Here is a 15,709-nt window from a genome sequence, read left to right on the forward strand (position 1 = left end):
ATCTAGAAGAACTTAAAGAGATTGCGAAAGTGGAAATATTCTTGGCCAATGATGTTGAGGATGACGATGATCCGTGGGTATGTAAGCGTACGAAGTTTTATCATAAGAGTTCTATTTGCTTTATAGAGAAAAGAAATGAGATAGAATGATAGGTTTAATGAAAAGAGCCCTAAGGAGATAGGGGCTCTTTAGGGCTCGCCTAATCGGATAAATTGATTAGGAGGAATATAAATATTTTAACATATAGATGACTCATTTGAAGGTAACAAAAAGATAACAAATGAGAATGTATATGGCAATGAAGATTTTCACTGTAAAAAACGGATCAAAAACAGAAATTTGCATCAAAGAGTTAATTGAGGAAGGTGTGGCGAGATTACCCTTGTTTGAAAAGAAAATGAAGATTTTAGATTTTTCTTTAGACCTTTAAAGCATAGATAATCGAAGGGAAAAAAGTTATATACTCATGATTTCTGGCTATACAAACCGACTGCAACCAATCGTTTTAGCAATTACTATTTCTTGTTTCTTATTTGGATAGATACGAAATTTATATGCTTTATTTACTAACATAGGTTGCACCTCGCTTTGTTATAGGACATCTACAGTATACGGCTTACGCCCTTCACACGCTTGAGGAAGGAGTATTCTGTCAGGAAACGATAAATTGTACCCCCTGTTATTTCTCTATTTTTCCACTTTGGATAAATTTCTTCCATTTTAATGAAATAGCTCATACTTACCAAGATTCCTTTCCCACCTGAAATTGATAAAAAGACATCTTCATTATTTGAAGATGTCTTTTTATTCACTGCACTGAGTCACAATTATTTTAGTACCTTTTTAAATTTGCGACCAAAAGTAATTACCATACCTGCAAGAACCATCAATATGCCCAATGCTGCACTGTTATTTGTACTTGCACCCGTTTTTGGAAGCTCTTTATATGTATCTTCTTTTTTATCAGAAGTACTATTGATTGAGATATTACTGTTACCAGTATCAGAGCCATTGCTGTTGTTAGTACCAGTACTGCCATTATCAGGGCTATTACCGTTATTGGTATTGTTATTACCATTATCAGAATCGTTATTGTTGCCTGAACCATTACTTCCGTTATCAGAACCAGTACCATTGTCTTTATCTTTCACAACCACTTTTTGTATTGTAGTTACCTCATTACCACCGGAGTCACGAACAAGGAATTTTACTTCGTAAGTACCAGTTTTAGATGTATCTACTTCAGCAAATTGTATTACTTTATCAGTAATATCGCCATCTTCTTTATCAATAGCTTTAACCCCAGACATTGGATCGAATTTGTCTCCTACATTCATATTCACTTCAGCAGGTACAGTTAACCCAGGCTCTTGATCTTCAACAGGTTTTTCTTTTTCTTTAACTGTTACAGTTTGTGTTTGAGTTGCCAAATGACCTGCAGAATCTTTAACTGTGTAAGTTAAAACATACGTACCCGGTTTAGTAGTATCTACTTTACCTTCAACTGTTACTTTAGAAGTAAGGTCTCCGTCTTCTTTATCAGTAGCGGATACTCCTGCCATTCGGTCGAATTGTTCACCTACATTCATTGTTGCTCCAACAGGTACGGTTAATTTCGGTTCCATATCTGGAGTTTCTCCGCTTTCTTCTACAATTACAGTCTGTGTAGCTATTGCATTAACCCCTTTAGAATCGACAACCGAATACTCTACAATGTATTTACCCGGTTTAGTAGTATCTACATTACCTTTATATTTGACTTTGCTTGTTAAATTGCCATCTTCTTTATCGGTAGCAGACACTCCTGACATTGGGTCAAACGTATCTCCTACATGTAACGTAGTTGTAAATAGTACTTTTAACACCGGAGCTTGGTCTTCCGAAGGTTTTTCTGCCGCTTTAACAATTACAGTACGTAATTTAATTACTCGATGACCTTTAGAATCCTCCACAACATACTTAATTTTGTAAGTACCCTCTTTATCAGTACCTTGGTCTCCGCTATATGTTACTTTAGAAGTAAGATCATCATCTTCTTTATCGATAGCTTTAACCCCACTCATTGGGTCGAATTGATCACCAACTGTTAATACTGTTTCCTCCGGTACTGTTAACTCTGGCTCTTTGTCTTCAGCAGGTTTTTCTTTAACTGTTATAGTTTGTGTTTGAGTTGCCAAATGACCTGCAGAATCTTTAACTGTGTATGTAATCGTGTAAGTGCCAGGTGTATTTGTATCTACATTACCTTCATATTTTACTTCCGACGTAATATCACCATCTTCTGTATCCGTAGCATTTACATCTTTCATTGGATAGAATTTATCTCCTTCAGTAATTGTCGTTTCTGAAGGTACTTTTAGTACTGGCGCTTCATCTTTTGTTTCTTCTTTCTCTTTAACCGTTACTGTTTGTTTCGCAGTTACTTTATGACCTTTAGAGTCTTTAGCTGTATAAGTTAACTCGTAAGTACCTGGTTTAGATGTATCTACTTTACCGTCAACTGTTACTTTATCAGTAATGTCGCCGTCTTCTTTATCAGTAGCAGACACTCCTGACATTGGGTCGAATTGATCACTTACATTCATTGTTGCTCCAACAGGTACTGTTAATTTCGGTTCCATATCTGGAGTTTCTCCGTTTTTTTCTACAATTACAGGTTTAGAATCAGTGGCCTGCCAAATAGGTGCGGTTAATATCGGATAGTTCAAAGCTTCTATTTTTTGTCTCGTTTCTTGTGATGCTTTCAGCCCCCATTGATCAAAAAATGGAAGTAAATTTTGTTTCGCTACTTTTGATGTATTGTAAATAAATGCTTGTATTTTCTCTTCATCCGTTTTTGGAAGTAGATCCTCTGGTAACTCTCGATATAGTTTATGAAGATTTGGATAAAAATCTTCACCATATGCTAATTGAAGTTGCCAAATCATTACAAGTTTCACAAATAAGTCATCAATATTTTTATAGTCTTTATCTGTTTGTTTTAAGTATGTAAAGGCTTTTTCGTAATCCTTATTTTTTTCTAAACGTGTTGGCTGATCTGGGAATAATCGCTTTTGTGCAGCTAAAGAATATAGATTAACAGTTACTTCCCCCATACCTCTAAAATCGCTCCACGTCCATGGGGATTGTTGCCTTGCATGTCCCGCCTCATGCATTTGTCCCCATCCAAATTTATTTACATCTAAAGCACTTTCGATTGCGTTACCAGCAGTAGTAAATACGGCTCCATCAAGAGAGGCATACATGCCCCAATCTGGTTTGTTAGGATTTTCTACAAAAGCCCAAATGCGGCGAGTCGAACGATGTAAAGGATTCGGGTCTGTTTCAGATAACCCTGATATCTTATCTTGTGCTCGAATCATTTCATCATATTTTTCTAGTAGAGGAACAGGATCTTGATCCACAATATATTTCTGAGCACTATCACGAGTAACAGTAAGTACTGCTTTTTCCGATTTCAATTGTACCGCATGTGCATCTGGATACATTTTCATCATCGTAATCCAGTCTTCTTTCGTATGCTTCCCTAGTTCAAAGAATGGAACAGGGCTTCCGCCTTGTGTTACTTTCACCTTAACTGTTCCTGTATCTTGAGAGTTATCAAATCCTAATAAACCACCGTTTGGAGAGGAGATGGTATTAGAACCAGGAGAAAGATTAACTTCTTTTCCCCATTGTTTATCATATTGATGCGTCCCAATAATCGCTCTAACCTTTTGCGTTCCCGATACTTCAATCGTAATTTGTTCATTCGGTTTTACATAGATTCCTGTTGGCATATATGTTTTTTGCTCACTTCTTCTTTCTCTTTTTGCTTCACTACTAAAACTTCCTGTACCCGGAAGTTCAAACTCCCTCTGTTCATATTGGTTTGTAGTCTGTGCAGCAATTGTTTCAGCATGAACAGTCAAGCCATTTGTCATGATAGGTGAAAATAATGTAGTTGTCAAAATAGCAGATGTCGCAAGTACTTTCATCGGTTTTTGGAACATAAAGTTATTCCTTTTCTGCATATAAATCATCCTTTCCTTTTCAATTCGTTCCATTAAAGTCCTTTCGCTGAATGAATGTAATTGACTTCGATTTCCTGTCGGTTTCATTTTTTGAAAATTAAGAAATAAGTGCTCGTAAATCTTCCTATAGTTTGATAAATATAAAACATACCCGAAGAAAGAAATCTCCATCCGTGTTCATACTAAATAATTATGAAAGGTAGGATATGGGAATGGAACGAACCCATTTCCTTTTTTTCTTATTACTACGAACTTAACATCGAACAGGTCGTATAGCAATCGAAATTAGACAATTTCAGCTATTTTTCGACATTTTTTGTCACCTTACTAAAATAGTAGTCTCACGTCTATCAACTAAAAAAGTTTGAAATCAGTAAAGCGAAAAATGAGGTTCTGTTGCAAAGTTTTGTAACACATAAAGATATGAGAAAATTGAGGTCCAATTTTATGAAACCGTTAATATATTCTGTAATTCGTTGTACGCCGAAAAGATGGAGTCTATTTTCACAAAAAATGAGGTATAATTTTTGTTGAAGAGCAATCTGTAAGTCCCAGTAAAATATGTGGTAATTTTAAATGGGATATGCAATACATATTCGAAAAGAGATACTGCACTAATAATAGTGTTCTTATCTCTTTTTTACTTATATTATGTAGGAATTAATTGAAGGGAAATTCAGCCTCTAAAAGGATGTTCCGTCTAACTTTTTCAATTTCATGTTTACTATATAGTTTTTATATAACAAGAAAAAAGTAGGGGAAAGAAGCGCAAATAACAATTTCCTAATGAAGAATTGGTAGAAAGATTCCTTGTTTCACAACTCGTTGTCACTTAGGTTTAGATCAAGCTCGATTAGAACTAACAGCTATGTTTGAAGATAAAAAATAAAGAACCCTCTCCTCTGCAAGAAAAGGAATTCTTTATTTACACAAAAATATTGACGGTACCTGAAGTAGTACATCTCTATAAAAGAAACATACAACCTTACCAACAAATACAAGGTTGTATGTTCTTAATATCATTTACATGTATTCAGGAGCAATCCTGTCCTTTTTGTACAGTACCTTCTATTGGTTGTCCTATTTGTACAATCGGTCCGTTTTGTACAATCTTAGCACCTTCATATAATTTATCTGCATAATTTTTAAGGTCCTGCCAGCTATCCTTCGCTATCTTCAGATCTATTTTTAATAAAGCAAGCCTGTCTGGGTTAATGTTATCAACATTTTTTAGTAAAGAATCATATTTTGATCCTATTGTATGCCACTGATTCGATATATTTTGTAGCGCATCAATAGCTGTATCAATTGTTGCAGTCATAAGTTCCGTTTTATTTTTGGCATCTGTCAAAATAACTAATTCTGCCTCTGCTCCAGAAATTCTGGACTTTAATTGTTCTATTTCTTGTTGTGCAGATGCGATATTCTTGTCAGCAGTGACAATCAATGGTATACCAACTGGAGGCATTAATACAGCTGCAGCTATATAGCCACCACGTTTATCATAGTTTTCTTTAATTATATTATTATAATTACTAATTTGTTGTTCTAGAAGTGGAATACCGGCGTTCGTACTTTCTAAAATAGAGATCAATTGATTTGAATCAGCTTTAAAACTTCTTGTATCTTCGGCCATTTTATTTCGGAATGTTTTCAACTTTTCTAGTAGTCCATCCACTTCTTGACTATCTTTCAAAATATTATTATATAATTTCTCCAGTTCATTTTTAAATGTCACTGTATCTTTTTGATCCAAAGCAGCTAGTAATTGATTATAACTCGCTTGAAAGGTATCATTATAACTTACAATATTCTGATTCGTTTTCATCATATGAGGCTTTAGATCATCAAACCAATATATTGCATTCGTTTGCGCATCATTTTGATGCTGAATCATGTTTGCTTGTAAATCACCATTTATAGAACTTATTTTACTTAAATCTGTCAGTTGTTGATTAATGATTGTTAGAGCATATGAATCAATTGTAAGGATACTTGCCCCCATTTTCTCCATTACTTCTTTATATTTATCAGGACCAAGAGAATAGCTCTTACTATCTTCTTGCTGTTGGGACACACTATTTTTCACAGTTTGTTCTGCTGCAAAAGTATGGAGAGGGATTACATTACTCGCGGCGATTCCAGTAATGATTGTTGATAAAATAACTTTCTTATACAATTTTTTATTCACCTTTTCACCTATTCTCTCAAATGTATCACGTATTTTATTAAATTCATAAGCTTCTATTCTTTACTTCAAATGAATTACGATCATTGCAAATAAAACAACATATTAAAATAGGGGTTTTCATACTTTCTTATTCTATAATCTTTATCAAGTTTCATAACTATATAGGAAATCTCCTGCTCAAACTTGAACAGGAGACTCACATTATGTGTTCTTCAAAAGGGAAAGTCAGTATATTATATTTTTCATTACTTCGGCAATTTCTCGAAGTAATATTATTTTTTCTCTTCTACGAATGAAATCTCAGCCTTTTGAATATTTTCAGCATACTTGTTAACCTGTTCCCAGCTACCTTTAGCTATCTTCAGATCTGCTTTTATAATAGCAGCAAGCTTGTCTGGGTTAATTCTGTCAACATTGTCATTCAATGATTTATATTTTGCCCCCATTGTCTGCCACTGATTCTTTACATTTTCAAGGGCAGTAATAGCTGCATCAATTGTTTCTGTTAAATTATTAGTATTATTTTTCAAGACCGTTAACTTAACTACCTGTTGTTTCGCGGTTGAAATATTTTCTGTTAGCTTTTTAATCTCTTCTTGTGCTGCTTGTATCTGCTGCTTTGATGTAATAACTCCGTATACCCCTCCTCCTAATGCACCTGCACCAATAGGCGCAAAGACAATTGTAGCAGTTAAGTATGCACCGAGAGTAGTTGCAACCGTCGATCCAATATAAACTTTGTTATTTTCATCAATTACTGTTTGATTTGTTTCGATTTGTTTCTGCATCAATGGAATTCCAGCGTCTTGACCAGATAAAATATCTGTGATTTTGTTAGCATCAGTTTTTAAATTTTGTGTATCCAGTTCTAATTTGCCGCGAAAGGCTTTCAAATCTTGCACTAACTTGTCAACTGCACCTTTATTCTCTGAAATACTATCATCTAAACTTGTAAGAACAGCTTTTAGTGTTTCTTTGTCTTTATTATTTGCAGCTTCTACCAAAACATCATAATAATTTTGAAATTGTGTATTATAATTGATAATATTTTGATTCGTCTGGATTATTTGCGGTTTCAAACCATCTAACCATTGCTTTGCATTTTTTCTAGAAGCATCGTGGTTGTCCTTAATGCTTGTTTGTAAATCATTGTTAATTACAGTTACACCATCAAAATTAACATTTGCTTGTTTAACAATAGTTAAAGCATACAGGTCCATTACCAACATATTGGATCCAGTTTTCTCTATCGCATCTTTAAGCCCTTCTGGTCCAAGTGAATACTCAGGGTAGTTATTTTCTGCATCTGCATAAATAGGTGCTGATTTTGTTGTATTTTCCGCTGCCGAGGCATATGATGGCGTAATACTACCCGCTGCGATTGTTGCAATTAATGTAGATAAAGCCATTACTTTATAAGGTTTTTTCATAATATTCATATCTCCTTATATTATATTATTAATATTTTTCTTCATTCTACTATTTTGCCTCTGTTACTTTTATGTTTGTAACACTATTTTCATATTCCGTTGTTTGTTTATTCAATTCATCCGTAAACGTTTTGAGTTCTTTTAATTGTGCTTGTAATGCATTAGAATCTATTTTCGCATCAGTACTAAGACTTCTCTTCATTTGAATCATTGTGTCATTAAAGATGTCCCAACTACTTACTAGCTTGTCAAAACTCTCAATTTGCTTTTTAACTACTCTTGTAAAGTTATTTAACTGTAGATCAATAAGTGTCATTTGAGTTGCTTGCACTTCAATTTTCGATAATTTTTGTAGCAATAGAATTTTTTGTTGTTGCTTCTGACGAACATCATTATTCAGTTTTGTTACTTCATCATTTTGGACTTGTCCAACTTGGTTATAAATCACTTCCAAATTAGACGTGTCTAAAGTTTGATCCTTACCTGCGTCTATCCAAATATCAATAACCGTCTTTCCAATATTTATAGAACCTTTTACATTTTCTTTTGGTAGAGCTAGAAGTTTTGTATAATCATCTTGAATGTTTTCATCAAGTTGTCTAATTTCCGTTCTGAATTTTTCAATGTCTCCGCCTGAACTCTTATACAGTTCAATCGCTCTGCTAACTTTACTAGAAAAGCTCTTACTATCTTCAACCAAGTCATTTTTATAATTGTTTAAGTCTACTGAAGTTCCTTTCATATCATACTGAATTGCTTGCATTTGATCTTGAAGTGCATTAAAAATACTTACAAAGTCTTCTTTTGTTTGCGAATCGTCATTCACTTTTCCAGCTAGTTCAACCAATATATCATAATAATTTGTAAATCTTGTCCCAAAATCCTGCAGATCTTGATTTACATTGAATAGTTTTGGATTATATTTATCCAGCCATTCTTTAACATGGTTTCTTGCAGTACCTTGATCAGTTGTTATTCCAGGTATAGCAGTTACTTCAAGGTTTGGTTGCTTTAATATGATTAGCCCATATCCTTGAATTAATGGCGTCTGTGATCCTAATGTCTTAATCGAATCTGATAACCTATTCATAGCAACTTGATTTTGACTACTTGTTAGTTGTGAATAAGTTGTTTTACTTTCTGCAAAAGTATTTACAGGTAAGAAGCAACTTGTAGATACTGCTGTAACTAATAACCCTGCGACTAACGTTTTTTTCATGGTAACTCCTCCTATTAATTGGTGTTTTTTGATAAAATAGTTGGACTAAATTTTAAAGGTTTAATTTTTATTTATATGAAATCCAGCCTTACAACTATTAATCGTTATATATCGTTTCAAAGATGAATATTATAGGAATCTAAATATAGATTAGAAATATTTGTACATATTGCCCTACTATAAACGTATTCCCTAAGCAGTTACATAAAAGACATATACGAAGGTAATCTTGATTTTATATGTCCTAAAATGTAACTAACATCTTGTGCCCTTATTAAAACATTATGTTTTCGCAAAGTAAATCACAACATTTCGATAATTATATAATCATTACCTTATATTAAAATAATTAGATTGGTATGTAATTATTTTAATATAATTTATTCTTCTCAAATATAAAAATTATAATTTAATATTTATCTTCAAAATGTAATTATTCTAATTTAATGGGAAAATTAGACACATAAAAAGCTTTAATACTATAACATAATAATATTTCACATACCGTTTCCCTATATTTGCATATGCATAATTGCATGAGAATCGAGGGGAATCATAGTGTAATAAGATATATTTTTTAACAATGTGAAATATTATCATTTAATATTATTATCTAATAAAAATAAATACATATTTTATAAAGGTTCTGTTGCAAAGTTTTTCAAGAAATAAACAGAGGCATGAATGTATGAGGAAATATTATGAGGATACTAGTAATTGTTGTAATTCATGATACACCGAAAAGGCGGAGTCTGTTTGAAGACTTCGCCTTTGTTTGTATAGTACATGAACGGTTTCGATTCCTTTTATCGTAATTTCTTGAACGTACAAAGTAATACGGGCGCCTTATTTGTAGTGAGAACCGTTGGTTCTCCAAACATTTTCACTAGTCTTTTCATAAAAGCATAAGCGGCCTGATAATCTCGTTTTTTACGAAGTTGAATATCCAATGTGTGCCCTTCTATATCAATCGCACGATATAAATAACACCATTTCCCTTTGACTTTTATATAGGTTTCATCTAGTTTCCAAGACATGTGGGTATTTTTCGTTTTCTTCTTCCAAATTTGATAAATCAGGCTCCCATATTCATGAACCCAGCACATAATGGTTGTGAGATGGTCGAAACACCACGTTCTTTCAGAATTTCAGAGACATCACGATAGCTTAAAGCAAAACGACAATAGTAGCCGACCGCTACCAAAATAATATCTTGTTTGAACTGTTTCCCTTTAAAATATCGCATTTGTGATTCTCCTCGCTACTTATTTCTAGAGTGTAGCTTCAATTAGAAAACTTTGCAACAGAACCCTAAATTTATTATGAATGAGCAGTTAGCTTTTGTTAGCTGCTCTATTTTCGGTAAATATTTACTATTTAACTGTTTTGATTAATTATATACACGCTCGATTAAATCGGGATGTTATACCCATTATCCTAGGAAACTAGGGTTTTATTTTGTGCAAAATAAATTAACCTCTTTTCAAAATAGAATATCATTGGCTTAACATTACTTAATCGTCCCCATCCCTTCAATTGTCACACTTACCTTAACGTTTACATCAGCTTTAGAAAAGGTTTTCCCCCATTGATCTCGGGCCTTTTTCCACTCTGGATACGTATAGGCTCTTGCATACACACCAAGTCCAATAGGGTCAATTTTAGCGGCCTGTATTTTCTTTATTAGGCGCCTGAAATCGCTGTTTAGTTTCGTTTCAATGTTTTTTTGCAGTTGTACTCTGTCCTGTCTTACATCGAATGGGAAAAGTCTTTCTGTAATTCCAATTTTCATTTTTACATTTACGTCAAATATAAAATGGTGATTATATCTTACCTTTGTCTTCACCTTGAAATCTTGAGTATTAAAGCTTAACCAGTCTTTTGTTTGGTCATGTGATTTCACCGGGACTTCAATTTATATATTCATCCCTAATGCTTTTACGATTTCCTCTAAAGCATCTAAAAAATACCTATAAGAATACTAAACCAAGCTTTTATTTCACGAATTGTCTGTATTTGTATATCCTTAAAAGACATTCGGTGCAGTGGAATTTTTATATTGTATAAATTCATCGTAACAATACACATATTTATTAGCGTCTGTATTATCCAGTTGTTTAATTATTCGAGTTTTATTACTATTACTAGGTCGTCTAAGTGTTTAATTAAAAAAATGTTTTAGACTGAGTATTTCTGGCGTATTGGGATTTCTCTATTATTATTTTCCTACCTTAATAAAATAAGGATTTAGATTAAATAGTAATTATTTACGATGACAATATTGATGCCACAGAATAGATTGAATCTTCATGTAATATAACAAGGTAATGAAAGTATTCAAAAAATGAATTAATTGTTTGATTGATTGAAATTAAACGCTGTTTGCTTGAAAAAATCCATGAGTCAGATTATAAAAATATATAAGAATTATACATGAATCGTATGTTTGGATATTCAAAACAAAATTACTAAAGATACCAAATATAAAAGGATGGTCTTAATCAATCTTTGATTAAGACCATCCTTTATACATTCTTAATTTAAATCTTCACCATTAGAAGCAATGACTTGTTTGTACCAGTTGAAGCTTTTCTTTTTGTAACGTTTTAATGTTCCATTACCTCCGTTATCCTTATCTACATAGATAAAGCCGTAACGTTTTTTCATTTCAGCAGTAGAAGCACTTACAAGGTCAATAGGCCCCCATGTAGTATAACCGATTAAGTCAACACCATCAGCGATAGCTTCCTTCATTTCAGCAATATGATCACGGAAATAGCTAATACGGTAATCATCATTTACGGACTCATTTTCTAAAATATCAACAGCACCAAAACCATTTTCAACGATAAATAAAGGAATTTGGTAACGGTCGTATAACGTATTTAAAGCAATTCGAAGGCCTTTCGGATCGATTTCCCATCCCCATTCGGATGCTTCTAAGTATGGGTTTTCTACGCCTCCTAATTGTAAGTTACCATCAGAAGCCTTATGTTCTTCAGGAGTTGCAGAGGCCGTACCGCTGTTATAATAACTGAAGCCTAAATAGTCTACTTTATGAGTACGAAGAATTTCTTCATCACTAGGCTCCATTTTAATTGTAATATTATGTTCAGCAAAGTAGCGCTCCGTATAGGAAGGATAGTATCCACGTACTTGCACATCTGTGAAAAACACTGTTTCACGATCTAACATCATGGCTGTCCACACATCTTCTGGATTACAAGAATAAGGATAAGTTGGAGCATAGGCAAGCATACAACCAATTTTGCTATCCGGAATAAGCTCATGACCTGCTTTTACTGCTAGAGCACTGGCAACAAATTGGTGATGAGCCGCTTGATATTGTGTGTGTTTTACATTTTCTCCTTCCTCAAACTCAAGTCCACCGCCAGTAAATGGGGCATGGATAACAAAATTAATTTCATTAAATGTCATCCAATATTTTACTTGATCTTTGTAGCGAGTAAAAAGAGTTCTAGCAAAACGCTCATAAAATTCTATAAGTTTACGGTTTTTCCAACCACCATAATTTTTCACTAAAGCGAGTGGCATTTCATAGTGAGAAATGGTAACAATAGGCTGAATGTTATATTTGGCTAACTCAGCAAATACGTCATCGTAAAATTTTAAACCTTCTTCATTTGGTTCTAATTCGTCACCATTTGGGAAAATACGAGTCCACGCAATACTCATACGGAAGCATTTAAAGCCCATTTCAGCAAAAAGGGCGATATCTTCTTTATAGTTGTGATAAAAATCAATTGCAGTGTGGTAAGGATAATAGCCTTCCATTGAATAATCTTGTGGGCTAAAAACACCATGTGGTAATACGTCTGCTGTAGAAAGGCCTTTTCCTCTTTCTTGGTATGCACCTTCTATTTGGTTTGCTGCCGTTGCACCACCCCATAAAAAGTCTTTTGGAAACGGTTTCGAGAAGCTATTCAACATTATTTGTCCCTCCAAAATATGTTCAACCAATTGGGAATAAGCATAGTTCATTCCCAATCAGCTAGATATTATTAAAATATTAGAGTTAGTAAATCTTCATTTTTAGTAATTTGTCCTTTAGTTGTTTCAATGATATCCGTATATTGTGCAGTATTTGTAATAATTACAGGTGTTGTTACAAGGTAGCCAGCCTCTTTAATCTTTTCCATATCAAAGTCGATTAAATGTTGCCCTTTTGTTACTTTGTCACCCGTTTTCACATGTGCATTGAAATATTTCCCTTCTAATTGAACCGTATCAATTCCAATATGAATAAGAATTTCTGCTCCATCATCTGATGTAATACCAACAGCATGTCCAGTAGGGAAGAGCGTTGTAATGACACCGTTTACTGGTGAATGGACTTCACCCACAGTTGGCTCAATCGCAATCCCTTTTCCCATTGCCTCAGATGCAAATACAGCATCTTTTACTTGGTTTAAAGGAGTAATGGTTCCTGTTAAAGGACTTACAATTCCTTCTTTTTTTACAACCGTTGCACCAGGTTCTTTAGATGTTTCTGTATTTTGTAGTTCCTCTTTATTCTCGTAACCTAAGAAATATGTTAAGGCTGCTGCTCCCCCTACTGTCATGATAATCATTAAGAAGTATGGAAGCCATGGTGTCGTTGTACCACTTAGTGTAAATATAGAATGAAGGGCAAAGGCATTGTTTTCAGCTTTAAATGCCCCAATGAAAGCACCACCAATCGCTCCGACAATAACAACATATTTTAATGTACGTTTATGAGTTGCAATTAACCCGTATAGAATTGGTTCTGTTACACCTGCAAGTATCCCTGTTAATGCTGTTGAACCAGCAAGAGATTTTGTTTCTTTGTTTTTTGTTTTTAAGAAGATACCTAGTGCGATACCCGTTTGAGCGAATGTACTTGCAGCCCACATTGGGTCGATTGGGTCTCCACCGTTCATTAAGTTTTCGATACTCATTGGAACAAGAGCCCAATGTAATCCAAACATAATAAGGAAAACCATGGTACCACCAACAACAGCCCCAGTTAATAGTCCGCTATGTTCACTTAAGAAATTAATTCCTGTAGCAACCGTTTTACCTACATAGGTTCCAAAAGGACCGAATGCGATAGCAGCTAATGGTACGATAATCATTAATGAAAGCATTGGTACTAAGAACATTTGTAAATCTTTGTATATAACTTTTTTCAAGAATTTCTCTAATTGAGCGTAAATAAGTACTGAGATAAATGATGGTACGATTTGAGAAGAATAGTCCATCAAGATAACTGGTATTCCTAGGAATGAGCTTGTATCTCCATTAGCTAATAAAGCTGTAAAGTTGGGTTCTAATAGAGCGGCTCCGATAATACCACCCATGTATGGGTTAGCTCCTAATTTCGTAGCTAAAGTAAAACCTATCATAATAGGTAAGAAGTATAGAATAGCATTACCAGCGGCAGATAAAATAGCATACGTACCACTTTGATTTGATAACAAATCAAACATGACTAATACGCCTAAAAGAGCCTTCAGCATACCTGCTCCGGCAAGCGGTGCTAGTAATGGAGTAAACGTACCAGAAATTAATTCAAATATTTTTCCAGAAAGCGATGTTTTTTCTTCAGATGTTTCATTAGCATCTTTTGAGAAGTTACCAATTTTATTAATTTCTTTAAATACATCAGAAACATGGCTACCAATTACTACTTGTTGTTGGCCACCAGTTTGAACAACACTAATAACACCTTTTACATTTTCTAATACTTCTTTATTTACTTTGTTGCTGTCTTTTACTTTAAAGCGTAAGCGTGTAGCACAATGTTCTAAACTATTGACGTTATTCTCTCCACCAATATGTTGGAGAATTTCTTTAGCTAAGCTTGTATAGCTCATTTATAGCACTCCTTTAATTTTATTTTTATAAAAAAAACCTGAGTTGATTTTTCTTATTCGAAATAATGAACTCGAATAAGAAAAGTCAACTCAGGTTTTGCCTGCCGAACAGTCACAATCCTGTGGTTCAATTATTATGTTTTTCTCGTGATGTAATACGGTTAATGTGAAGCATTAAATAAAGCATTTCATCTTTGTTTGGTTTTTTACCATAAGTAGACTCAATATAAGCTTTTACCTTTTGGGTACATTGATAAGCTTCAGGATATTTTGCCTTTACTTGTTCATATAATTCTTTCTCACCTTCAATAGTAGATTGATTATGAGTCAATCTATAGGCAAAATATCTTAAATGAGTAACAAAGCGACTATAATTAATTGAATTTTCATCTAGCTCTAAACCGTAATGATATTTAACGATAGTAAGAACATCATTTACCATTTTCGTCATATTCATCGTGTCTTCCATATCATTTTGGTTTTGTTGAGCATTAATGAGGTGAAGAGCAATCGAACCAGCTTCATCCTCAGGTAGCTTATAACCAGTTTTCTTTTCAATGATTTGTAATGCGTGTAAGGCAACTTCATATTCATTACGATAGAATTTCTTTACTTCCCAAAGCAACGCGTTTTTGAGTATGAAACCTTGTTGAAAGCGAGAAATTGAAAAACTAATATGATCGGTTAAGGTAAGATAAATATTATCACCAATTTTTCCAGGTAACTTTGATTTAGCGTAGGTGATAATTTCATCCGATAAATCCAAATGTTCGGATGGAATTTCGTTAATGAGATGGGCTAATTTGTCTGTTAAACCTTTTGCTTCTAAAACAAATGTTTTATCAACTTGGGAAGGATCAATATCTTCGCCCGATTTTTTTTGGAAAGCAATACCTTTACCCATGACAATCATTTCTGTATTATTATCATTTTCTACTAAGACTACGTTATTGTTTAATACTTTTTTGATTTTCATATATCATCACCTACTTATTAGC

8 protein-coding genes and 3 pseudogenes are annotated in these 15,709 nt (G+C 33.7%); 1 reads left to right on the forward strand and 10 read right to left on the reverse strand.

What is annotated here, in order from left to right; all coding sequences use genetic code 11:
• Nucleotides 1-292: 292 nt before the first annotated feature.
• Nucleotides 293-430: a hypothetical protein gene (locus JTF23_RS13675; RefSeq protein WP_002162343.1), complete on the forward strand. Its 138-nt coding sequence runs from the start codon at nt 293-295 to the stop codon at nt 428-430.
• 50 nt (nt 431-480) lie between these two features.
• On the opposite strand, the pseudogene JTF23_RS13680 reads toward JTF23_RS13675, so the two are convergent.
• From JTF23_RS13680 to licT, 10 genes and pseudogenes are all read right to left on the reverse strand, one after another.
• Nucleotides 481-573, reverse strand: a pseudogene (locus JTF23_RS13680) (helix-turn-helix domain-containing protein); the annotation flags it as partial.
• A gap of 254 nt (nt 574-827) precedes the next feature.
• Nucleotides 828-4,046 carry an immunoglobulin-like domain-containing protein gene (locus tag JTF23_RS13685; protein WP_204208979.1) on the reverse strand — a complete coding sequence of 1,073 codons (3,219 nt, stop codon included), beginning with the start codon at nt 4,044-4,046 and terminating at the stop codon, nt 828-830.
• 1,000 nt (nt 4,047-5,046) lie between these two features.
• The gene (gene nheC / locus JTF23_RS13695) at nt 5,047-6,204 is read right to left on the reverse strand and encodes a non-hemolytic enterotoxin subunit C (protein ID WP_204208980.1); all 1,158 of its coding nucleotides are present in this window, start codon (nt 6,202-6,204) and stop codon (nt 5,047-5,049) included.
• Nucleotides 6,205-6,476: 272 nt separating this feature from the next.
• Nucleotides 6,477-7,634 carry a non-hemolytic enterotoxin subunit B gene (gene nheB / locus JTF23_RS13700; protein WP_204208981.1) on the reverse strand — a complete coding sequence of 386 codons (1,158 nt, stop codon included), beginning with the start codon at nt 7,632-7,634 and terminating at the stop codon, nt 6,477-6,479.
• Nucleotides 7,635-7,683: 49 nt separating this feature from the next.
• A complete protein-coding gene (gene nheA, locus JTF23_RS13705) occupies nt 7,684-8,853 on the reverse strand; it encodes a non-hemolytic enterotoxin subunit A (RefSeq protein WP_204208982.1) in 1,170 nt (389 codons plus the stop codon).
• 809 nt (nt 8,854-9,662) lie between these two features.
• A pseudogene (locus JTF23_RS13710) lies at nt 9,663-10,099 on the reverse strand (IS6 family transposase); the annotation flags it as partial.
• 264 nt (nt 10,100-10,363) lie between these two features.
• A pseudogene (locus JTF23_RS13715) lies at nt 10,364-10,768 on the reverse strand (Ger(x)C family spore germination C-terminal domain-containing protein); the annotation flags it as partial.
• A 620-nt stretch (nt 10,769-11,388) separates the two neighbouring features.
• On the reverse strand, nt 11,389-12,804 hold the full coding sequence (gene bglH, locus JTF23_RS13720; protein ID WP_204208983.1) for an aryl-phospho-beta-d-glucosidase: 1,416 nt from the start codon (nt 12,802-12,804) through the stop codon (nt 11,389-11,391).
• Between the two features lie 71 nt (nt 12,805-12,875).
• Nucleotides 12,876-14,711 (reverse strand): beta-glucoside-specific PTS transporter subunit IIABC, encoded by a 1,836-nt coding sequence (locus JTF23_RS13725; protein WP_204208984.1) that lies wholly within the window; start codon nt 14,709-14,711, stop codon nt 12,876-12,878.
• A gap of 127 nt (nt 14,712-14,838) precedes the next feature.
• A complete protein-coding gene (gene licT / locus JTF23_RS13730) occupies nt 14,839-15,687 on the reverse strand; it encodes a BglG family transcription antiterminator LicT (protein ID WP_204208985.1) in 849 nt (282 codons plus the stop codon).
• Nucleotides 15,688-15,709 lie beyond the last annotated feature (22 nt).

The sequence above is a fragment of the Bacillus sp. RIT 809 genome, assembly GCF_016892495.1.
In the GTDB taxonomy this organism is placed as follows: domain Bacteria; phylum Bacillota; class Bacilli; order Bacillales; family Bacillaceae_G; genus Bacillus_A; species Bacillus_A cereus_U.